This is a genomic window from Bacillus cereus group sp. MYBK216-1 (genome assembly GCF_051916495.1).
GTDB classification, from domain to species: domain Bacteria; phylum Bacillota; class Bacilli; order Bacillales; family Bacillaceae_G; genus Bacillus_A; species Bacillus_A thuringiensis_K.
This window is the reverse complement of record NZ_JBQAGT010000020.1, coordinates 17477-38666: the sequence shown is the minus strand read 5'-3', so window position 1 is coordinate 38666 and position 21190 is coordinate 17477. Positions and strand designations below refer to the sequence as shown.

Sequence of the window (21190 nt, the reverse complement as noted above, 5' to 3'; positions counted from 1 at the left end):
TGGTGCTATCCGCACTTGTCGATGCAAAAGCTGTTGCAACTACATTAAACAAATAAGGAGAGATTATAATGAACAACATTACTTTCAACAAATCAGACTTTATCAGACTTGCAAGTGGAGCTACTCTTCTTACGGCTTTCATTTATACACTTGCTCAAGGTCTTGTTTAACACTTTGTTTCCCCAAACCCCTTTATATATAGAAAAAGCTGCTCGTCTTATAGACAAGCAGCTTTTTAGTTTGTCCCGCTTTAATGGGCAGTAAGACCCCCACCTCGAAATTCAGCGAAAGCAAAGAAGTTAGGTAGGGATCAGGCTGCCCATTAAAGTCCGATTGGTGAGGGCTAATAATCAGTGGGGGATGAAGAACCCCCCACTGATTAAAGTTTCACTTTATTTCATATATAATTTGACCCGTTTTCGTAATATCATATCCGCCAATCGCATTTAATTCATTATGAAATTCTTCCGATTGCAGAATGTCTTTCACAACTTCAATCAGCTCTTCATTTTCTTTATTCTTCAAAATTACTAAATCATACTGTTCTTTCATGATCGGAATAAAGTCCACATTTACAATTTGCGAAAACTTTTCTGAACCTACTCCTACATCAGCTTTTCCATTTGCAACTTGCGTGGCAACACCAAGATGATTCGATTCTTCCCATTCATATCCACTAATATCAGCTTTATTTAATTTTTGGATTCGTAATTGTTCATCCACTAACACTCTAATACCAGAACCCTTTTCTCGATTCACAAACTTTATAGTGGACCCGGATATGTCAGCCCATGTCTTTATTCTCTTCGGATTTCCTTTTCGGACATAAAATCCCACATTTCTGGACAATAAATTAATCATAATACATGGCTGTCCTACTAAAATGCGTTTTACGTAAGGAATATTATATGTACCCGTTTCACCATCAAACAAATGCAAACTAACGATACTTCCTTCTCCTTGATACATTTTCACCAAACTTGTTAAGCTACCTTGATACGCTCTTAAAACATTAGAACTTGGCAAACGATTTTCTATACGTTTAGCTAACATATCTAACGTTAGTTCTTGACCACTAATAATACACGTGTTCAAGTTACTACTACCATCGTTTTTTACAGGATTAACTTGTACCTTTCCTGTTTTCATTTGCTTTATATATTGATCTAAATCTGCTGCATCAATGCGCATCTGTCTACCAACTCTATAAGAAGGAAGTTCTCCTTTTTTAATTAAGTCGTATACAGTTAATTTCGATACTTTTAATCGCTTTGCTACTTCTTCCGTTGTGTAGGAATGATGATCCATAGACGATTCCTCACTTTCTCCTTTCATTGTAACAAAGAAAAGAATATTTCTCCTATTTTTAAAAAATAGATATATGTTCAAATTATATTCAATTATAACTAGTTATATTTAGTTATATTTAGTTATAATTAGATGTATCAAAATGAAAGGGTATTTTTTTATGAATAAATTTATATTACGTTCCATCGGGGCACTTATACTTTCTTTCCTTCTTATATTTAGCGCTGCTTGTACAAGTGGGGAAAAGCATACAAATTCAGCTGCTAAAGAGGATAAAACAGTTGAACTGACTATCTCAGCTGCTGCAAGCTTACAAGATGCATTAAAAGAAATCGAAAAACAATATAAAGAAAAAGAGCCAAATATCAAACTTTCTTTTAACTTCGGTGCTTCTGGAGCACTTCAACAACAAATTGAACAAGGTGCACCTGCTGATTTATTCTTCTCAGCAGCAGAAGATAAATTCCAAACCCTTGTAAAAAAAGGATTCATTAATGAAAAAGAAGGGAAAAATCTTCTTGGAAATGAACTAGTTCTAGTCATCCCTAAAGATAGTTCTCTTACAAAATTTCAAGATTTAAAAGATGAGAAAATCAAAAAAATTGCACTTGGTACACCTGAATCTGTACCTGCTGGCAAATATGCAAAGGCTTCTCTAACACACGAAAACCTTTGGAATGATGTTCAAAATAAAGTCGTATTTACAAAAGATGTTCGCCAAGTGTTAACATATGTAGAAACAGGGAATGTCGATGCTGGTATCGTATACAAAACAGATGCTCTCATTTCGGATAAAGTAAAGATTGGTGAGACAGCAGCAGCTACTTCTCATGAGCCAATCCACTATCCTTTAGGTGTTATAAAGGAATCTAAACATAAGAAAGAGGCGACCTCATTTTATGAGTATTTGCAGTCAAAAGATGCACAATCTATCTTTAAGAAATATGGATTTACAGTCCTGTCGTAATTACTATGAGCATTGATGCTATTTTATCGCCTGTCTTTCTATCTTTAAGAGTAGCTGCGTGTGCCACTATTCTCGTTACAATTTTAGGGACAATTGTCGGGCGAGCACTAGCTCGCTCCTCATGGCGATATAAAGTACTATTAGAAACCATATTTTTATTACCAATGGTACTTCCACCAACTGTTATCGGCTTCTTTCTCATTATCATCTTTGGAAACAACAGCCCGATCGGAAAGTGGATTGAATCATTATTTCAGCAGTCTATTATGTTCACATCTACTGCTGCGATCATCGCTTCTACAGTTGTTGCATTTCCGCTTATGTACCAATCAGCGAAAACAGGGTTTTCTATCGCAAATGTACAAATTGAAGAAAGTGCTCGTGACCTTGGCGCAAGTGAATATCAAGTTTTTCTACACGTTACACTTCCACTCGCATTTCCCGCATTACTAAGCGGGATGATTTTGAGCTTTGTCCGCGCACTCGGAGAGTTTGGTGCTACACTTATGTTTGCCGGGAACATTCCTGGTAAAACACAGACAATCCCAACTGCAATTTACATGGCTATTGATGCAAGTAATATGCAACTCGCCTGGACACTTGTAGTTATTACTATCGGTATGTCACTCGTATTTCTACTATGTATTCAACTTATTAATAAAAGAATCACTAACTCTTAAAGCAGCTTTTGTCAAAGCTGCTTCTTTATTTCTTAGGAAATAAAATATACCAATGGGAAATAACTGAATTTTACCTCTTATTAAAATAGACATTTTATTTGAATTCACTTTCTAAAATAGGCAATTTCCTGTTATTATATGGAGGTGTTTCAAAAAATGAAGAAATGAAAACGCATTTATATCGTGAATTCTTCATCCTGTTTTAGCGATCGGTAATCTTCTACTCTATTAGTGGTGCATTACCGATCGTTAGAACGATATGTAACTATATTGGTATAGCAAACCGAAGGGAGTCTTGTAATGGACATTTTATTAGCGCTTCTTCCTGCAATTGCATGGGGAAACATCTTATTAGTAAGCGTAAAAATGGGCGGTGGTGCATATAGCCAAACGGTAGGTATGACAATCGGTGCTCTATTCTTCGCAACAATTATGTATGTATTTACTCAACCAGCTTTAACAATGACAATCTTAATTGTTGGTTTTATCTCAGGTTTATTCTGGGCTTTAGGACAAGTAAACCAATTAAAAACAGTTGAAAAACTAGGTGTTTCAACTACTGTAACGATTTCTACTGGTATGCAACTTGTTGCAACTTCTATCTTTGGGGTTATCGCTTTCCGTGAGTGGACTACTACGACAACAATCATTCTGGGAACGATTGCAATCCTATTAATCGTAGTTGGTGTTGTATTCACATCATTAGATGATAAAGAAAATGCTCAGCCACCTGGACAATTGAAAAAAGGACTTCTTACTTTAATTGTTTCTACTTTCGGCTATCTTGTATATGTAATAATTATTCGTTGGTATAATATTGATGGTTGGTCTGCTATCTTACCACAAGCAGTTGGTATGTTTGTTGGTGCGGTTGTACTGACGTCTAAACATAAACCATTTAACAAATATGCAATCCGTAATGCTTTGTCTGGTTTACTATGGGGAACTGGAAACTTATTCTTACTTCTTTCATTACCACGTGTTGGAGTAGCAACAAGCTTCCCATTATCTCAAACTGGAATCGTTATCTCAACATTCGGTGCGATTGTATTCTTAGGTGAAAAGAAAACAAAACGTCAATTGATCTTTATTGCACTAGGTAGTGTTTTAATTATCGGCGGCGCTGTATTACTTGGTATGACAAAAGCATAATCTTATATTCTATTAGTAAACCCCTGAAGCATATATGCTTCAGGGGTTTTTCAATTCTAATTATTTTCTAGATATAGTTATTTTTATGTTCTTGTCCCTTATAATTGCTCTTCCACTCTAGCAAACCAGCTACACATATAAAGAGATTAATAACAGTTAATATTAGCATGATGTATAAACCAATATAAGGAATAGCTCCTTCCTTTACCATGAATTTCCGCCTTCTCATTATCCATTCCATCTACGGTAAGTCTTTTCTTTTTACAAAATTCTCTTAAAGATGATATCGTTTTTATAACATATCTCTACTAGAAAGGAATAAAGGATATGCTAACTAAACATCGAATTTTATTTATTGGTGCTGGTCGTATGGCAGAAGCTATATTTTCCGGATTACTTAAAACAAGCAAAGAATACATCGAAGAAATTATCGTTTCTAACCGAAGCAACGTAGAAAAGCTAAAGCAATTACAAGGGCGATATGATGTGTCTACTACAACAGATTGGAAGCAGCATGTTACATCTGTTGATACGGTTGTTTTAGCAATGCCACCTTCTGCTCATGAAGAGTTATTAGCTGAGCTATCTCCGTTACTATCAAATCAACTAGTCGTAACAGTAGCAGCTGGCATTGGACCATCTTATTTAGAAGCTAGACTCCCAAAAGGCACGCCTGTTGCTTGGATTATGCCTAATACAGCTGCTGAAATTGGAAAGTCTATCTCCTTATATACAATAGGACAATCAGTAAACGAGATACATCAAGAAACCCTGCAACTACTTTTAAAAGGTATTGGTACTTCGCAACTTTGTACTGAGGAAGAAGTTCATCAGCTTACTGCAGTTACTGGAAGTGCACCAGCCTTCCTTTATTACTTTGCTGAAAGCTTAATTGAAGCAACAAAAAGTTATGGAGTCGATGAAGAAACCGCAAAACATCTTGTCATTCAAATGATTTCTGGCTCTGCTTCTATGCTCGAACAAACGCAAAATCCAGCTAACCTCCGCGAACAAGTAACAACGCCAGGTGGTTCCACAGCTGAGGGTCTCAAAACTTTATACGAGTATAATTTTTCAGAGGCAATTCAAAAAGCAGTAGAAGCAACAAACAAAAAAGCTAGGGGGAAATAATATGATTTTAACAAGTTTAAAAGACTATACAACATTACATAACGGTGTAAAAATGCCTTGGTTTGGTTTAGGTGTTTTTAAAGTAGAAGATGGTTCAGAAGTAATTGATTCTGTAAAAGCAGCAATTAAAAATGGCTACCGCAGCATCGATACTGCAGCAATCTATCAAAATGAAGAAGGCGTTGGACAAGCGATTCGTGAATCCGGTGTTTCACGTGAAGAATTATTTATTACCTCAAAAGTATGGAATAGCGATCAAGGATATGAAACAACACTTCAAGCATTTGAAACTACATTAGAGAAATTAGGTCTAGAATATTTAGATTTATATTTAGTACATTGGCCTGTAAAAGGGAAATATACTGAATCATGGAAAGCATTAGAAAAACTTTATAAAGATGGTCGTGTTCGCGCTATCGGTGTGAGTAATTTCCACATTCACCACTTACAAGACGTATTTGAAATTGCTGAAATTAAGCCAATGGTCAACCAAGTGGAATACCACCCACGTTTAGCACAAGAAGAGTTACATGCATTCTGTAAAGAACATAATATCCAGCTTGAAGCTTGGTCACCATTAATGCAAGGACAACTACTAGATAATCCAACGTTACAAGAAATTGCGACAAAATATAATAAATCAACTGCGCAAATTATTTTACGCTGGGATTTACAAAACAAAGTTGTAACAATTCCTAAATCAATTAAAGAACATCGCATTATTGAAAATGCAAACATCTTCGACTTTGAATTAAGTGCTGATGATATGAAAGCAATTCAAGCTTTAAATGAAGATCGTCGCGTTGGTCCAGATCCAGATAACTTTAACTTCTAGTAGAAAAACCACTGCCATATGCAGTGGTCTTTTTATTTAAGAAAACTGAAAATTTAAACTATATTCCATTCAGTTGACACTTCATTATTCAAGGTGTAAGATTTTGAATTATCAAAGAAACACAAAAATTAATAAAATTTATTCGTTTACTCATTGTATCAAGAGAGGTGGAGGGACTGGCCCTTTGAAACCTCGGCAACAGGTTCATTTTGAATACTGTGCCACTTCCTGCAAGCTTTATGCTTGAAAGATAGAATGAGGGACTTCGTTTATATACGGGTGCATAACTTGTACGTAAAAATCCCTCTTTCTCAATATGAAAAGAGGGATTTTTTATTTTTCATTTCCCTCATCATCATCCAAACTTAATTATTTAGGAGGAAAATCAAATGAAAAAGAAGTTTGTACCCGGTATTGCATCAGTTGTAGGAGTAAGTATTTTATTAACTGGTTGCGGTAGTTATAAAAACGAAGCAAGCGGAGCAAATGCAAAAGACGAGGCACCTAGTAAACAGGTTTTAAACTTATCTTCACCTACTGAAATACGAACAATGGATACGGCTCGTGCTACAGATACTGATTCTGGTCAAGTAATGAGAAACGTATTTGAAGGTTTGTATAATCTTGGTGAAGGTAACAAACCTGTTCCTGGTGTTGCAAAATCTCATGAAGTAAGTGGCGATAAAACGAAATACACATTCCATTTGCGAGATTCAAAATGGTCAAACGGCACTCCTGTTACAGCTAAAGATTTTGTGTTCGCTTGGCAAAGAGCCGTAGATCCAGCAACAGCCTCTGAATATGCATTTCTATTCTTTGATATTAAAAACGCAACAAAAATTAACAACAAAGAACTTCCAGCCGACCAACTTGGTGTAAAAGCAGTTGATGACCATACGTTTGAGGTAGAATTGGAGCGTCCTGTTCCGTATTTTATTAGCTTAACAGCGTTCCCAACATTTCTACCAATTAACGAGGAATTCTTTAAAGCACAAGGTGATAAGTACGCTTTAGAAGATAATACAATCTTGTACAACGGAGCTTTTACACTAAGCGATTGGAAGCACGAACAAAGCTTTAAATTCAAGAAAAACCCTACCTATTGGGATAAAGATACTGTCAAACTAGAAGAAATCAATTTTAACGTCGTAAAAGAAAAATCAACAGAAGTAAATTTATTCGAGTCAAAACAATTAGATCGTATAAAACTAACATCTGACTTCGTCGATAAATATAAAAAGGATGCTAACTTTAAAGAACGTCCAAACGTAGGCGTACAATTTTTACGTATGAATCAACAAAACAAAGTGCTTCAAAACGTTTCTGCACGCCAAGCAATTGATCAAACAATTGATAGAAAATCCTTTGTAAATACGTTATTAAATGATGGATCTACACCAACATTTGGTCTCGTTCCAAAAAACTTTGCAAAAGGACCTGAAGGAAAAGACTTCCGTACTGCAAACGGCGATTTAACAAAAGTTGATACAAAATCTGCACAAGAGTTATGGAAAAAAGCTAAACAAGAGCTTGGTTCGGAAAAGATAACATTAGAATTATTAACGAGTGATGCTGACCTTGATAAGAAAACTGGTGAATTCTTAAAAGGACAACTAGAAAAGAATCTAGATGGATTAACAGTAAATATAAAACCGCAACCGCGTAAGCAACAAGTTTCGCTTTTATTAAAAGGTGACTACGAAATCGGAATTGATGGCTGGAGCCCTGACTTTGCGGATCCAATTACATTCCTTGAGCTATTTACAACGAATAACCCTTATAACTTAGATCATTACTCTAATAAGGAATTCGATGAAACAATAGCAAAAGTGAAAACAACTTTAGCTGGTGATGAAAAAGCTCGCTGGGAAGCATTACTAGCATCCGAGAAAATATTATTTAAAGACTCTGTTATCGCTCCTCTTTACCAAAAAGGCGAATCTTATTTAGAACGTTCTTATGTGAAAGGAATTGTGCAAGTAGACTTTGCAGGTCAATTAAACTTCAAGTGGGCAAAAATTGAAAAATAAAGTGAAACTTTAATAAGTGGGGGGTTCTTCATCCCCACTTATTATTAGCCCACACCAATTGTTTTTTTAGCAAAATATATTAAAAATAGGTTCTCTCACACATGAGAATCTGCTTTTTTAATATATTATTCTAAGAAATTAACAATCTATTTTTACTATTGACATATAGTTCTTTCCAGTGCTAATATTCTAAATAATCAAAGAAACAAAATATTTCACCATCAAAATATAATGTCTACTACGTTGAAACACATAACGATAGATTATAGTTCAACATGTATATACATATAGAACACATGATTACCTATAAACAAATATTTATAATAGGTTTTATCTCCTTCTATAGCCACTTCAAGACACGGACATTATGACGTTACGAACAACACATTTAGGGAGGAACGAACAATGAAGAAAAAAGTTGTACCTGTTGTTGCATCTGTTTTAGGGGCAAGTCTATTACTAACTGCTTGCGGGGGAAATAAAGATAATGCAAGCGGAGCGAAAGCAAACGATAAAGCACCTGATAAACAGGCAATTAACTTATCATTCGCTTCAGAAATTCCAACAATGGATGTTGCAAAAGCAACGGATGGGGAATCCATGAACGTAATGCGCAATGTTTTTGAAGGGTTATATGCAATGGGAGAAGATAATAAACCGGTTCCTGGCGTCGCTGAGTCGGTTGACATTAGTCCCGATAAAACAAAATATACATTCCATCTGCGTGATTCAAAATGGTCAAACGGTACTCCTGTTACAGCAAAGGACTTTGCCTTCGCTTGGCAACGTGCTGTAAATCCTAATACAGCAGCTGAATACGCATTCTTATTCTTCGATATAAAGAATGCGAAACAAATAAACCAAAAACAATTGCCAATTGATCAACTAGGGGTCAAAGCTGTTGATGACAAAACGTTAGAAGTACAACTAGACCGTCCTGTTCCCTACTTCTTAAGCTTAACGACATTCTCAACATTCTTACCAATTAATGAAGAGTACTTAAAGTCTCAAGGCGATAAATATGGTTTAGAAACAAATCATTTAATTTACAACGGTGCTTTCACATTAGAGAACTGGAAACATGAACAAAGCTTCCAATTGAAGAAAAACCCTAACTATTGGGATGCTAAAACTGTAAAATTAGAAGAAATCAACTTCAATGTCGTTAAAGATAAGTCTACAGAAGTGAACTTATATGATTCAGGACAAATTGATCGTGTTGCTTTAACTGCAGAGTTTGTTGATAAATATAAAAGCGATCCAAACTTCAAGGAACGCGCTGAAGTCGGCATTCAATTTTTACGACTAAATCAGAAAAATGAAACATTAAAAAATCAACATGCACGCCTTGCTATTAACGGCGCAATGAATAAAAAAGCTTACGTAGAAACAATCTTAAATAACGGCGCTGTTCCAGCTGAAGGAATGGTTCCTGCGAAATTTGCAAAGAGCCCAGAAGGCAATGACTTCCGTAAAGAAAATGGAAATCTAGTCAAGGATGATGTGAAAACAGCGAAAGAAAATTGGAAAAAAGCAAAACAAGAACTTGGTACTGACAAAGTAACAATCGAACTATTAACAAGTGATAATGCTTTAGCTAAAAAGACTGGTGAATATTTAAAAGGTGAATTAGAAAAAAACTTAGATGGATTAACAGTGAATTTAAAACCGCAACCACGCAAACAACAGTTGAAACTACTATTAAGTGGTGACTATGAAATTGGTATTGACGGGTGGGGCCCTGACTTCGCTGATCCAATTACATTCTTAGATTTATTTACAACAGATAGTGCTTATAACTTCGATAAATACTCTAACAAAGAGTACGATGAGCTAATTCATAAAGTGAAAACAGATTTAGCTGGCGATGAAAAAGCACGCTTTGAAGCAATGAAGCAAGCTGAAAAAATTCTATTACAAGACGGTGCTGTCGCTCCTTTATACCAACAAGGTCGTTCTTACCTACAACGCTCTTTCATTAAAGGGCTTGTAACAACTGACTTCGGCGGTGAATTTAACTACAAGTGGACAGAAGTTGCAAAATAATAAAATAAAAAGGTATCCAATCACAGGATACCTTTTTATTTTATACTTCTTTAACTACATGACTTCTTCTCTTTACTATTCCTTTTATAGATACAGTAATTACCGCTACCAATTGCGTAACTAATATAATGACTAATAATGAAATAATATTTTTCTCTAGACTAACTCCCCCAAATATTATTGTATAATAGCCATTTGCTGCATATGTTGCGGGAAATACTTCACCCATTGTTTGATATGTTTTAGAAAGCATTTCATGCGGTACAATTACACCCGAACTTACAAGTTGTAGTGATAGCGAGATAATATTAAAAATCATACCTGCGTTTCCAAACACAGTTAGAAACATTTGTGTTAATGAAAGAAATGCGAAGAAGACTATTTTCAATAATCCTCTTTTCCTTCTTTTTGCATTGAACCAAAACTCATCATAAATATAAACACAAACATTAAATATGTTCTCCACGTCAAAGAAGGTATATGCCCTGACCACAGATAGCTAATGAAATAGCTAATTCCCATAATACAAGACGATATTACTAAACTAATACTTATTAGTTTTACATATTTGAACATACATTTTCTCCTTACTTTTCTATCTCTTCAAATTGCAGATTTACCGGTTCTTCTAGTAGTGTTTCATAAAAGTTTTCAGACAAATCTGTTGAAGGAATTTTTTCATCCACTTCATCAAATCGAATACTATCTAGCCACACACAGCCTTCTCCTGATAATAAAACGCCAAATGCAATACCAAGCGCTCCTTCTTTTATATCTAATACAACCGAGTACGATTGCCAGTTATTTGTATTTTTAATTGGGCGATTTTGCATATTATCCATAGCGAGCGGTTCCGTATCGGTTCCGTCTACTCGCATCCACAACCCCGCCCAATCTCTTACGTTCTCACTCTTAACAAATGCTGTAAAACGTAATCTTTTACCTACATATTTATCGGCTCGGAAGATTTGCATTAATGTTGAAAATCCTCCATGCGTAACATTCTCTTTTGCTTTTATGTATGCAGATACTTTTCCTTGATGGACAACTTCATAATCTAACCCCATCTCATATTCAGCAGGATGACTTCCACTTAATACCCATCCTTTTGGTATACCTTTTTGCATTGAAACACCCTCTCTTTCTATATAAAATGACTGGAAGTACTTTCGATATTTCTTTGGTGGCAATTGAAACATTCTTTTAAAAGCTCTCGTAAATGCCTCTTGTGAGGAAAAACCGTATTGCACTGCAATATCAATAACAGCTCTCTCCGTTGACACTAAAACTTGTGCAGCATGAGTTAACCTTCTCTTTCGAATATAATCCGTTACACTCATCCCAACATATCTTTGAAAGATGCGATGAAAATGGTACATCGATACTGCACTGTGAGATGCCACTCTTTCTGTTGTAAGCTCCTCATGTAAGTGATTCTCTATATATTCAATTGATTTTTTTATTATCTCTTTATATTCTTCATGCATTTTAGTCCCTCCCTCACAACTTCAATTTACCATATACATACAAATCGTTTTTGATTTAAATTGCGGATTAGCCCTTGTGACTGCAGAATAATAATTTATTTTCAACACATACATAATTACATGTTTTTGGGAAAAACTTGTATAGAACGAATTTACATAAGGAGGAATTTATAATGAGAATTCTACTATCAGTTTTATTAGCTCTTATGCTAGTACCTGCATTAACAGGATGTAAAGCTCCTGCAAAAGAAGACACAACTTCTAATAAAAAGACGACTGAAGAAGCAAAAAATGAGGCTCCTGCAGATTTAAAATTAAACTTTAATGAATTTAGTTTAGATGCAGACTATGAAGATACGAAGAAAGACTACGAAGCTGATTATAAAAATGTAGCGGCTGATAAGAAAATGGAAGCAAAGCTTGAAGATCATAAAACAAATGCAAAGTTTACAGGTGACGAGGCTATTACAAAATTAAGCCCACTTCTACAAGAATTAAAATTTGATAAAGACACTCCTGACCAAGAAGTAATCGATCAAGTAGTGAACGTGTTCAAACTTGATAAAGACTATCAAAAATTCGATTTAGAAGTTGTCTTCTCTGATGGAACGAAAAAAGAATACAAAAGAGAAATAAAATAACCTTGCACAGGCAAGGTTATTTTTTCGTTTCTGCTTGAAAACGTTTATAGTATGTCGATGCTGTTGCAAAATTAATTTCTATATCACGAATCAACGATGAATCTTCTTCTTTAGCTAACTTCTGTAATTTTTTCATCGCTTGCTCCGATTCATTCAAGAAACCAATATATACTTCATGTTCTTGCTCTTTCGACTTCGGCACACGAATTTCTTTACGTATATGATCAATATCTTCTAACATGCTCGTTGTTACCTTTTGCACATCTTCTTTATATGTAGCAGTCGTTATTTCCTTACCGCCCTTTTCTTTTGCTACTTCAAATAACTGCAGTGCTTTATTAATTTCTTTATTCATTTTCAAATCATATTTTTCATGTACTGCACGGTATTCTTTCATCTCTTCTGTTTGTTCTGTAGATTGCTCTACCTTTTCTTTCGGTTCTTTCGTATCTTTATTTCCATTACACCCTGCTAGAAGGAGCATTCCTCCCATTACGGCAATACCCAAAACCTTCTTCATCTCTTCTTCTCCTTTTATCTACAACTATTACTCATTATAGTTTCTTTTATCTCCACTTGTTATTATACCGAGAACATCCTACTTTTTACACTTAAGACGACATCGTAATATATATACCAACATGTTTGTCACAGTATCGTCACTTTATACAAATAACTTTTGCAATGCTTTACTACATCACCTTACAAAACTGTATGAGGTATTTCAAAGAAATGAAAAAAAGAACTGATCCAAACATTCCCTTTGAATCAGTTCTTTTTTGTTAAGCCTCTAGATTTTGTTTTTGTTGCAGTTCAAACTGCTTCTCACTTCTTCTAGCCATAAATAGATAACATAACACTGCTCCTACTTCACAAAGCGCAATAACAACACCCATCGGTAATGCTGTATTACTTCCACCGATACCTACTAGCGGAGCAACAAGAGCTCCTGAAATAAACTGTAATAAACCTAATAAAGCTGATGCTGTTCCTGCAGCTTGCTTCTGATTTCTCATCGCTAATGAGAACCCAGTTGTTGATACAACCCCGACACTTGATACGACAAGGAATAACGAACATAAAACACCAATTAAACCTATTCCTAATACAATTGTCAGTAGTAAAGATAGACCACCAACAGCTGCGATAATAATACCCGCAACAAATAATGTCTTCTCATTTACTTTCCCCGCTAAACGACCCGTTACCTGACTAGCAATAATAATACCGATGCCGTTAATCGCAAAAAATAAACTAAATTGCTGTGGTGATGCTCCGTATATGTTCTGCAACACAAATGGTGAGCCCGAAATGTATGCAAACATTGCCGCTGTTACTAATCCTTGTGACAATGCATATCCCATAAACAGACGGTCCTTTAACAATTTCCCGTACGTCGCCAAAGTCCCTGACAAACCACCCGTTTCTCTTTCTTCAGGAGGTAATGTTTCGCGCAATACGAAAGTAGCTGAGATTAACATGAATATGCTAATTGCCCCAAGGACGATGAAGACACCGCGCCACGTTGTAAACTGTAACAATTGCCCTCCAATAATTGGTGCCAAAATAGGTGCTGCTCCGTTTACTAACATAAGCAGTGAGAAAAACTTCGTCATTTCAGAACCTGAGTACATATCTCTTACCATTGCACGTGATATAACAATTCCGGCTGATCCTGAAGCTCCTTGTAGGAAGCGCAATAACACTAATGTCCAAATAGATGGCGCAACAGCACAAAGTAAAGAAGAAGCTACATAAATAATAAGTGCAATAATAAGAGGTTTGCGCCTTCCGTAAATATCACTAATCGAACCGACAAATAATTGTCCTACTGAAAGCCCAAGTAAACAAGCTGTCAATGTAAGTTGCGCAAGGGATGCACCTGTTTGCAAGTCATCCGTTAACTTCGGTAATGAAGGCAAATACATATCAATAGATAATGGCCCAATCGCCGTAAGTGTTCCTAATACAAGAATCATCCATAACCTGTTTGCCTTTACAGGTTTATATATTTCGTGATTAACTTCATTCACTTTTCCAATTCACCCTTTCCTATACACACCGAATCGTAACAATTATAGTTACATCATAAACATACGTCAAGTACATTGCATTTTCCTCTTTCATAATGTAAAAAAAGCGATAGAAATTCTATCGCTTTACTTTTTCACATTGCTATTCGTAAATTTAGATACTGAGGCCATCGTCTCTCCCGTATCTAAATATGTAATTTGAATTGGGTCTCCTACTTCTGTAAACATAGCATATGGGAATTTCTTCACTGGTATCATAAATACCTTTTGTTCATTCTCTAAAAGTACGTACACGATTGTATTTTCACCTGATTTTTCTTTATATACACGTTGTACAATACCTTCTTTTTGCGCTTCTTTTCCTGTTGAGGTTGGTCTAAATGTATCACCATTACCGCTCATTACGTTTTTATAATTCTCAAGCGCTTCTTTCTGCGAAGAACCTGTTGCAAATATTTTTGCATTAGCAGCATATACAACTGTATGCGCACGTACTAGGCCTCCGTCATCAACAACCGGAATAATCCAAGCTGGTTTACCGTATACGTTATAAATGACAGGCATTGTCCCATGCCATTTCTCTCTCTTAAAGGAATTATCTACTACTTCTGTAGCTGCTGAACCATCCATAATCCCCTTTACTTCTTTTCCATTATAGTAATATAGCTTGCCTGTGCGTGCATCTACTAATGAATAGCCTAGAGCTGAATCTACTCCTTCTTTTGGAGAAGTAAAGTCTGTAAAATAATACAGTGTTCCATCTTTACCAAAAATCGGGGTCACGCCTTCTTTCGTTCCCCACTCAGTCGGAATTTTCATATCTGTTTGTGAGAATTTCGTATTCCAAAATCCGTGAATATATTTACCAAAGTACGTATTTAACGTAGATGCAGTCTCATGATTTAATACACCATCAACAAATTTAGGTGCCTTTCCTTTATCATATCTTTTCACTTCACCTGTTTGTGCATCTACTACGACAACACCTTCTACCTCAAATCCAGATCTTCCTGAAATAAATTCACCATACGTCATTGTATAATATGGTTTTCCTTTATCATCAACCTCAAATTTAGGTTTTCCTTTAAAGATTAAATTTGGTTCTGCTTGCCTTACCACACGCTCTAAATTATTACCAAAAAACATGCTTGGCACATATTTCATTTTATAACCGAGGTGCAGTTTCGCTTCCGCATCAGGATTCGTACCTGACATCGTTACGTACCCTGGAATTGTCTCAGCTTTACGCGCTTTAAAAAATCCTGAAACTTCAATCGGCGCTACATATAAAGCCTCGCCGTTTACCATTTGTGGCGTTAATTCTCCTAGCTCAAAATAAGCTACTTTTGGAATATCACCAAATACTTTTTTCATCTTATTCTCCGCTGTCTTTGGCGGCACTGTAAACGGCTGGTCATTTTCAGTAAATGGCTCTGAAATATCTTTCTCTACCTTAACAACAGAATCATATTTCTTTTGCGAGATTACTATATCGTGCAAATAACCAAAGTAGCCGTAACCTGCGAGTAAAATAAACATTAGAAGTCCTTTTAATGTACCTTCTAATTTCCCTATTTGATCTTGTGAAAATAAAACAAGCCCAATTAAAATTGCTACTGCAACAGAATAATGAGTAAGAATCGAATCTACTCGATCATCAATTAGCCAAAAGTATTCATAGATTGCAATACCTATCCAAAATAAAACAGGAATAACTAAAATAGATGATTTCTTACCCTTTACAATCTTCTTATCTCCCTTCTTATCCACTGCTCGAAGCTTACTACTACTTCTTGTCCATGGAATCAAAAACAAAGTAAGAATAGCTAAAACTACAAATTTCATCAAAGGCACTGTCCCCTTTTCTTTTGTATTCCCTTTTAGTATAACAAATAAAGGGTATTAAGGTGAAAATAGGAATAGTTATATTTTTTTACTACTTAATACAATCCCGCTCACTACATATAGAATAGATGCAATATAAAAAATTGTACCAATCGTAAAGAAATCTACTAAATATCCCGTGGCAATAACCGCTACTGCTCCGCCAATGGATGTCCACACATGGTATTTTCCAATCTCATAACCAGCCTTTTCCTGCGCAACCTTTCGTGCTAACGAAGTCTTCTCAGTATTACGCTGCACAGCACCTAAAACGCCCATTACAATTTGAAGAATATACACATGCCAAACTTCCGTGGCAATTGGAAAGCAAAGCATTAAGATTGCCATGGACCAAGCGTATATGATTAATAATTTTTTATCACCTACTTGATCAGATACCTTCCCCACTAGTGGATATACAAGTGCTGATGTTAAAGCAAATAAGCCATACGCCCAGCCAAATTGCGAGAAGCTATTTCCAACGTTTCGAAGCAATAATATATAAAAAGGAAATACCATACTTCCTGCCATCATGATGATACTTTGCGAGGCCACAAATCTTCTATATGTCATTTCGTATACTCCCTATAAAATAAATTCACAAATCTCTCTTCTGAATCTACTTCCTTCTTTTTCTTGAGAAATTCTTCAATACGAGGATATGCCCTCTTTAACTGCTCTTTCGTTGGATAAGAATAATACGGCAAATAGTAACTACCGTTATGCTTTAAAGTAACATCAATCATCTTGCGAATGACATCCTCTGTTTTCTTTATCTCACTCTCTGAGCGTCCCTGGTTAATCAAAAGAACCAGCGCAAACATATCATCTTTCGCATAGGACAAAACTGCATTTTCATTCTTTTCCACGTAACGAATCGTAATGTTGAGTAAATTAAACTCTTCTTCATTTAATACGTTACGTAGATCATCTATATACTCTGTGAAAGCATCTATAGGCACAAAGTATTCTTGTAACACTTCGGTCCTATTTGGATTTTCATATTCCATAAAAGCACTATCTGATCTCATAACATTATTACGCGTCTCATACTTTCCATCTGTACGTTCAAAATAACCTCTTTGTATATCCCAAAATGTATTCTTTCCCCAATCACTATAACGTGATAACCCAAGTAAAAATTTCGGTACAGCTATAATATTTTCTTCCTTTAATTCACTGTACTCTTCTCTCATATTTTGATTTTGTGCCAAAGTATAATCTGTCACATACATCTCTTTTAAAAATGAATTTGGAGCAACAGAAATACGCGCTAAGTGCATACGAACATTCTCATCTCTTTTCACTTTCTCTTTGAAATAAGATACGTATTCTTTATAATCTATCATTCTCGTGTGCATTTCATATAATTCATCATCTGTTAACTTCAGCGTCACATCTAAAATAACTCCAAATAAACCGTAACCCCCAATGACATATGGAAATAACTCTGCATTTTCTTCTCTACTTACATTACGTACCGTGCCATCTGCCATTAACAATCTAAATGAATCTACTGTATCAATCAGTGCCTCATGACGAATATCACGCCCGTGTACATTTACACTTAATGAACCGCCAACAGTAAAAATATTTTGAGACTGCATGACCTGTACCGCAAGGCCATAAGGATTTATTTTCTTCTGAATATCATTCCAGGTGAAACCACTTTGCACTGTAATCCGCTTCTTCTCTGGATCAAATTCTAATATTTTATTATATCCTTTCATATCGAGCATCGTGCCATTCGGATAATATGTCTGTCCTCCTTGGCTATGTTGCATGCCTGCAATGGAAATTTTCTCTCCTGAAACTTTTGCATCTCGCACTAATTTTATTAACGAGTGCTCTTCCGTAGCACTTTCAACACGTTTTATTTTTGTCGGAAGCAATTTACCTACATCACTCATAATAGGATGATCAATTTGTTTTTTATACGTATGTACAGACGTTGCAAGCAAAACCGTATATGCGACAATGACCACTGCTATCTTTCTTTTTTTCAAAGGACACTCTCCTTATTAGCAACAAAAAGAGATACCCGTTCTTTCAGGTACCTCTCTTGACAGTGATTACTTTGCTGCTGGCAATTGTATTGGATCAAATTTATCATACGATGTAAACTTTGCATCCGTAATAATGTGCGCTTTATCCTCACCATTGCTACTCATAACCATATCTATCTTTGCTGATTCATATTTAAATTCTTTTGTAATAATATATTCCCCATCTATTTCTTCTATCTTTGCATTTTGGCCTTGTAGCATTTGTTTCTGCTTTTCATCCATACTAGCTAGCATACTCTCTGTCTCTTGCCCTTTTAATGCAAACTTCAGCTTATAATTATCTCCACTTTTCTCCATCTTCACTTTATTTAAAATTTCCGATGGAATCTCTAAATTATCTACCATTCCTTGAGTCGCGTTCATTCCGTTAGCATTCAATTGTTCCTCTGGTACAGACATAATTTCACCCGTATTAGGATTTTTTAACTGACCAGCAATTTTGCCACCCACATCATAAACAACAACCTCTGTACCAGAAACATTCATTTCAGAACGAGAATTTTTTTTCTTCGGCTCTAGTTGCATTTTAGCCTTTATTACATTCATCTCTGTTCCTTCAGCCTTTATTCCCACATCATATGTCATCGTTACATTTTCTTCGTTTTTAAAAACTTCATTCGCTTTATTAAAAACATCCTTCGCTGTTAATTCCTTTTCCTTCTGCACAGCTTCTTTTTTCGGTTCGTCAGTCTTTTTTGTTTTCTCATTACTACACCCTACTCCTAGACCGACTGCAAGTACTAAACTTGAAATTAAAATAAGTTTTTTCATAACGTCCCCTCCTTCCCAAAAATAATATCATCTCTTTTCCTATGAAATCTATATAATTCGTAATATTTATCTTTAAATTTATTTTCTATATAGCAACATGTTTGAGAAAAACTTTAAATATGTTGTAAATAATAACAACTCATTTCAGGAGGTCATTATGAAAGCGATTATTTGTACAAAGTACGGACCACCTAATGTTCTCCAGCTTCAAAATGTAGAAAAGCCTAAACCTAAAAAAAATGAAGTATTAGTTAAAATTCACGCAACAAGTGTATCGACTGGAGATTGTAGAATACGTGGCTTTAATAGCCCCCCCTTATTTTGGATTCCTATGCGGATCATATTAGGTTTCAGAAAACCGAGAAAACCTATACTTGGCGTAGAGTTATCCGGTGAAATCGAAGACATTGGAACAGATGTAACACAATTTAAAAAGGGAGATCAAGTTTTTGCATTAACAGAACTAAACCTTGGTGGTTATGCGGAATACACATGCGTGCATGAAAGTGGATTAATAGCATTAAAACCTACCAATGTGACATATGAAGAAGCTGCCGTTATTCCTTTTGGCGGAACTTCAGCATTACACTTCCTTAGAAAAGGACAGATAAAAAAAGGGCAACGAGTACTTATATACGGCGCCTCTGGGTCAGTAGGGACAGCTGCCATACAACTTGCTAAATACTTCGGGACGACTGTCACAGCCATTTGTAGTAGTTCGAATTTCGATTTAGTAACAACATTAGGGGCAGACAACGTAATTGATTATATGAAAGAAGATTTTACTAAGCAGGGCGAGCACTACGATATTATATTTGATGCAGTTGGAAAATATAAAAAGTCTCTTTGTACAGATGCATTAATGCCTAATGGAAAATATGTATCTGTGAACGGAATGATGGCAAAGGTCAGTAAAGAAGATATGAACCTGCTAAAACAACTAGCTGAAACAGAAAAGCTAAAACCTGTTATTGATAGAACTTACCGATTAGAAGAAATTGCTGAAGCTCATATATATGTAGAAAAAGGACATAAAAAGGGAAACGTTTCGATTACCTTAAAATAAAATATATTCTGAAAATATTATTGACAATTCTTTTTGTACGATTTACTATTAGTACCATATTTAAAACTACATACACATACTCTTATCAAGAGTGGCGGAGGGACTGGCCCGATGATGCCCGGCAACCGAGCTTATGACGTATAAGCTAAGGTGCTAATTCCTGCAAAACGATTTTTCGTTTTGGAAGATAAGAGAGGAATCTATTTCGTCTATTCGGCACCTCTCTTATTTTTGGGAGGTGCTTTTTATTTTGGAACGTATATGAAGGGGGATTTATAGATGAAAAAGGTATTATTAAGCATTGTAAGCGGAGCAGTATTGTTATTAGGCGCATGTAGCGTGAGTTCAAATAAAGAGGTAAAAGCATTAGACGAGAAAAAGATTACTGTCGGTGTAACAGGTGGACCACATGAACAAATTTTTGAAAAGGTAAAAGAAGTTGCAGCAAAAGATGGTCTCGAAATTGATATAAAAGTATTTAATGATTATGTAGCGCCAAACGTATCATTAGATGAAAAAAGCCTTGATGTAAATAGCTACCAAACGAAATCTTATTTAGATGTATTTAAAGCTGAACGCAATATGAAATTAACTGAAGTATTTTCAACAGTAACATTCCCTATGGGCGTATATTCTAAAGATGTAAAAGATGTAAAAGATTTAAAAGAGGGCGACGCAATTGCTGTACCAAATGACCCAACAAATGAACTTCGAGCTTTAAAATTATTTGAAAAAGCAGGGGTTTTAAAAGTTGATCCAAAGGCTACAGAAAAAGCGACTGCAAAAGATGTAATTGAAAATCCAAAAAAATTAAAGATTGTCGAATTAGAGGCATCTCAATTACCAACGCAACTAAGTGAAGTGAAAGCAGCTGCAATTAACACAAACTTTGCATTAGGTGCAAAATTAAGTCCAGCGAAAGATTCTATTTTCCGCGAAGGAAAAGATTCACCATATGTGAACTGGGTTGTTGTTCGTACTGAAAATAAAGATGATGCCGTTGTAAATAAATTAAAGAAAGCTTATCAATCTAAAGAAGTAAAAGAGTTTATCGAGAAAAAATTTGATGGTTCAGTTTTACCATCTTGGTAGG

General features: G+C 35.5%; 22 protein-coding genes and 2 riboswitches. Of the genes, 11 read left to right on the top strand and 11 right to left on the bottom strand.

The features are described 5' to 3' along the window. Positions 1-68: 68 nt before the first annotated feature. Positions 69-170, top strand: coding sequence for a DUF3948 family protein (locus ACTFRH_RS29280; protein WP_001060021.1), 102 nt, complete (start codon positions 69-71; stop codon positions 168-170). Between the two features lie 217 nt (positions 171-387). On the opposite strand, the gene ACTFRH_RS29275 is transcribed toward ACTFRH_RS29280, so the two are convergent. Next, the gene (locus tag ACTFRH_RS29275; protein ID WP_033703495.1) at positions 388-1308 is read right to left on the bottom strand and encodes a substrate-binding domain-containing protein; all 921 of its coding nucleotides are present in this window, start codon (positions 1306-1308) and stop codon (positions 388-390) included. Between the two features lie 160 nt (positions 1309-1468). Here ACTFRH_RS29275 and modA point away from each other — a divergent pair, with 160 nt between their 5' ends. The 3 genes from modA to ACTFRH_RS29260 all read left to right on the top strand — a co-directional run bounded on the left by modA (position 1469) and on the right by ACTFRH_RS29260 (position 4107). Beyond that, positions 1469-2275 (top strand): molybdate ABC transporter substrate-binding protein, encoded by an 807-nt coding sequence (modA, locus tag ACTFRH_RS29270; protein WP_001031844.1) that lies wholly within the window; start codon positions 1469-1471, stop codon positions 2273-2275. A 5-nt stretch (positions 2276-2280) separates the two neighbouring features. Further along, the gene (gene modB / locus ACTFRH_RS29265; RefSeq protein WP_000020523.1) at positions 2281-2955 is read left to right on the top strand and encodes a molybdate ABC transporter permease subunit; all 675 of its coding nucleotides are present in this window, start codon (positions 2281-2283) and stop codon (positions 2953-2955) included. Between the two features lie 300 nt (positions 2956-3255). Further along, a complete protein-coding gene (locus ACTFRH_RS29260; protein WP_000353544.1) occupies positions 3256-4107 on the top strand; it encodes a GRP family sugar transporter in 852 nt (283 codons plus the stop codon). A gap of 67 nt (positions 4108-4174) precedes the next feature. Here the strand turns inward: ACTFRH_RS29260 and ACTFRH_RS29255 are convergent, their stop codons facing one another. Then, positions 4175-4318 carry a hypothetical protein gene (locus ACTFRH_RS29255; protein ID WP_000237841.1) on the bottom strand — a complete coding sequence of 48 codons (144 nt, stop codon included), beginning with the start codon at positions 4316-4318 and terminating at the stop codon, positions 4175-4177. Positions 4319-4434: 116 nt separating this feature from the next. Between ACTFRH_RS29255 and proC the strand changes: the two genes are divergently transcribed. The 4 genes from proC (at position 4435) to ACTFRH_RS29235 (ending at position 10149) form a co-directional block, all read left to right on the top strand. Continuing rightward, entirely contained in the window at positions 4435-5238 is an 804-nt protein-coding gene (gene proC, locus ACTFRH_RS29250) for a pyrroline-5-carboxylate reductase (protein ID WP_000956274.1), read from the top strand. 1 nt (position 5239) lies between these two features. Continuing rightward, a complete protein-coding gene (locus ACTFRH_RS29245; RefSeq protein WP_000604198.1) occupies positions 5240-6073 on the top strand; it encodes an aldo/keto reductase in 834 nt (277 codons plus the stop codon). 152 nt (positions 6074-6225) lie between these two features. Beyond that, positions 6226-6330, top strand: a riboswitch (SAM riboswitch). Positions 6331-6462: 132 nt separating this feature from the next. Then, the gene (locus ACTFRH_RS29240) at positions 6463-8103 is read left to right on the top strand and encodes a peptide ABC transporter substrate-binding protein (RefSeq protein ID WP_000726474.1); all 1641 of its coding nucleotides are present in this window, start codon (positions 6463-6465) and stop codon (positions 8101-8103) included. A gap of 405 nt (positions 8104-8508) precedes the next feature. Then, positions 8509-10149, top strand: coding sequence for a peptide ABC transporter substrate-binding protein (locus ACTFRH_RS29235; RefSeq protein ID WP_000731089.1), 1641 nt, complete (start codon positions 8509-8511; stop codon positions 10147-10149). Positions 10150-10189: 40 nt separating this feature from the next. On the opposite strand, the gene ACTFRH_RS29230 is transcribed toward ACTFRH_RS29235, so the two are convergent. Genes ACTFRH_RS29230 through ACTFRH_RS29220 form a run of 3 tightly spaced genes read right to left on the bottom strand, consistent with a single transcriptional unit; the run spans position 10190 to position 11636 of the window. Beyond that, a complete protein-coding gene (locus tag ACTFRH_RS29230) occupies positions 10190-10537 on the bottom strand; it encodes a hypothetical protein (protein WP_000706214.1) in 348 nt (115 codons plus the stop codon). Next, complete coding sequence (locus ACTFRH_RS29225) at positions 10534-10725, bottom strand: hypothetical protein (RefSeq protein WP_000477651.1); 192 nt, start codon at positions 10723-10725, stop codon at positions 10534-10536. Before ACTFRH_RS29225 ends, ACTFRH_RS29230 begins: the two co-directional genes overlap by 4 nt. Before the next feature lie 11 nt (positions 10726-10736). Next, on the bottom strand, positions 10737-11636 hold the full coding sequence (locus ACTFRH_RS29220) for a helix-turn-helix transcriptional regulator (protein WP_000544206.1): 900 nt from the start codon (positions 11634-11636) through the stop codon (positions 10737-10739). Between the two features lie 173 nt (positions 11637-11809). Here ACTFRH_RS29220 and ACTFRH_RS29215 point away from each other — a divergent pair, with 173 nt between their 5' ends. Next, a complete protein-coding gene (locus tag ACTFRH_RS29215) occupies positions 11810-12277 on the top strand; it encodes a YusW family protein (RefSeq protein WP_001221554.1) in 468 nt (155 codons plus the stop codon). A gap of 16 nt (positions 12278-12293) precedes the next feature. On the opposite strand, the gene ACTFRH_RS29210 is transcribed toward ACTFRH_RS29215, so the two are convergent. From ACTFRH_RS29210 to ACTFRH_RS29185, 6 genes are all read right to left on the bottom strand, one after another. Next, positions 12294-12797 carry a hypothetical protein gene (locus ACTFRH_RS29210; RefSeq protein WP_000756514.1) on the bottom strand — a complete coding sequence of 168 codons (504 nt, stop codon included), beginning with the start codon at positions 12795-12797 and terminating at the stop codon, positions 12294-12296. A 262-nt stretch (positions 12798-13059) separates the two neighbouring features. Then, positions 13060-14319 (bottom strand): multidrug effflux MFS transporter, encoded by a 1260-nt coding sequence (locus ACTFRH_RS29205; RefSeq protein ID WP_232294088.1) that lies wholly within the window; start codon positions 14317-14319, stop codon positions 13060-13062. Positions 14320-14436: 117 nt separating this feature from the next. Beyond that, positions 14437-16155 carry a DUF3981 domain-containing protein gene (locus ACTFRH_RS29200; protein WP_000674037.1) on the bottom strand — a complete coding sequence of 573 codons (1719 nt, stop codon included), beginning with the start codon at positions 16153-16155 and terminating at the stop codon, positions 14437-14439. Between the two features lie 78 nt (positions 16156-16233). Further along, positions 16234-16767, bottom strand: a complete 534-nt coding sequence (locus tag ACTFRH_RS29195; RefSeq protein ID WP_000222367.1) for an MFS transporter — start codon at positions 16765-16767, stop codon at positions 16234-16236. Beyond that, positions 16764-18200: an FAD-binding oxidoreductase gene (locus tag ACTFRH_RS29190; protein ID WP_000746285.1), complete on the bottom strand. Its 1437-nt coding sequence runs from the start codon at positions 18198-18200 to the stop codon at positions 16764-16766. The genes ACTFRH_RS29195 and ACTFRH_RS29190 overlap by 4 nt, the downstream gene beginning before the upstream one ends. Before the next feature lie 66 nt (positions 18201-18266). Next, a complete protein-coding gene (locus ACTFRH_RS29185; RefSeq protein ID WP_000733618.1) occupies positions 18267-19031 on the bottom strand; it encodes a hypothetical protein in 765 nt (254 codons plus the stop codon). Positions 19032-19188: 157 nt separating this feature from the next. On the opposite strand from ACTFRH_RS29185, the gene ACTFRH_RS29180 reads away from it, so the two are divergent. Both ACTFRH_RS29180 and ACTFRH_RS29175 read left to right on the top strand, forming a co-directional pair. After that, positions 19189-20097 carry an NAD(P)-dependent alcohol dehydrogenase gene (locus ACTFRH_RS29180; RefSeq protein ID WP_000643867.1) on the top strand — a complete coding sequence of 303 codons (909 nt, stop codon included), beginning with the start codon at positions 19189-19191 and terminating at the stop codon, positions 20095-20097. A gap of 79 nt (positions 20098-20176) precedes the next feature. After that, positions 20177-20291, top strand: a riboswitch (SAM riboswitch). Between the two features lie 85 nt (positions 20292-20376). Further along, complete coding sequence (locus tag ACTFRH_RS29175) at positions 20377-21189, top strand: MetQ/NlpA family ABC transporter substrate-binding protein (RefSeq protein WP_000756998.1); 813 nt, start codon at positions 20377-20379, stop codon at positions 21187-21189. Position 21190 lies beyond the last annotated feature (1 nt).

Bases quoted from the DNA above. Each gene is read 5' to 3' on its own strand.
- ACTFRH_RS29280 (WP_001060021.1), top strand. From the start codon at position 69: ATGAACAACATTACTTTCAACAAATCAGACTTTATCAGACTTGCAAGT.
- ACTFRH_RS29275 (WP_033703495.1), bottom strand. From the start codon at position 1,308: ATGGATCATCATTCCTACACAACGGAAGAAGTAGCAAAGCGATTAAAA.
- modA (WP_001031844.1), top strand. From the start codon at position 1,469: ATGAATAAATTTATATTACGTTCCATCGGGGCACTTATACTTTCTTTC.
- modB (WP_000020523.1), top strand. From the start codon at position 2,281: ATGAGCATTGATGCTATTTTATCGCCTGTCTTTCTATCTTTAAGAGTA.
- ACTFRH_RS29260 (WP_000353544.1), top strand. From the start codon at position 3,256: ATGGACATTTTATTAGCGCTTCTTCCTGCAATTGCATGGGGAAACATC.
- ACTFRH_RS29255 (WP_000237841.1), bottom strand. From the start codon at position 4,318: ATGGTAAAGGAAGGAGCTATTCCTTATATTGGTTTATACATCATGCTA.
- proC (WP_000956274.1), top strand. From the start codon at position 4,435: ATGCTAACTAAACATCGAATTTTATTTATTGGTGCTGGTCGTATGGCA.
- ACTFRH_RS29245 (WP_000604198.1), top strand. From the start codon at position 5,240: ATGATTTTAACAAGTTTAAAAGACTATACAACATTACATAACGGTGTA.
- ACTFRH_RS29240 (WP_000726474.1), top strand. From the start codon at position 6,463: ATGAAAAAGAAGTTTGTACCCGGTATTGCATCAGTTGTAGGAGTAAGT.
- ACTFRH_RS29235 (WP_000731089.1), top strand. From the start codon at position 8,509: ATGAAGAAAAAAGTTGTACCTGTTGTTGCATCTGTTTTAGGGGCAAGT.
- ACTFRH_RS29225 (WP_000477651.1), bottom strand. From the start codon at position 10,725: ATGTTCAAATATGTAAAACTAATAAGTATTAGTTTAGTAATATCGTCT.
- ACTFRH_RS29220 (WP_000544206.1), bottom strand. From the start codon at position 11,636: ATGCATGAAGAATATAAAGAGATAATAAAAAAATCAATTGAATATATA.
- ACTFRH_RS29215 (WP_001221554.1), top strand. From the start codon at position 11,810: ATGAGAATTCTACTATCAGTTTTATTAGCTCTTATGCTAGTACCTGCA.
- ACTFRH_RS29210 (WP_000756514.1), bottom strand. From the start codon at position 12,797: ATGAAGAAGGTTTTGGGTATTGCCGTAATGGGAGGAATGCTCCTTCTA.
- ACTFRH_RS29200 (WP_000674037.1), bottom strand. From the start codon at position 16,155: ATGAAATTTGTAGTTTTAGCTATTCTTACTTTGTTTTTGATTCCATGG.
- ACTFRH_RS29195 (WP_000222367.1), bottom strand. From the start codon at position 16,767: ATGACATATAGAAGATTTGTGGCCTCGCAAAGTATCATCATGATGGCA.
- ACTFRH_RS29185 (WP_000733618.1), bottom strand. From the start codon at position 19,031: ATGAAAAAACTTATTTTAATTTCAAGTTTAGTACTTGCAGTCGGTCTA.
- ACTFRH_RS29180 (WP_000643867.1), top strand. From the start codon at position 19,189: ATGAAAGCGATTATTTGTACAAAGTACGGACCACCTAATGTTCTCCAG.
- ACTFRH_RS29175 (WP_000756998.1), top strand. From the start codon at position 20,377: ATGAAAAAGGTATTATTAAGCATTGTAAGCGGAGCAGTATTGTTATTA.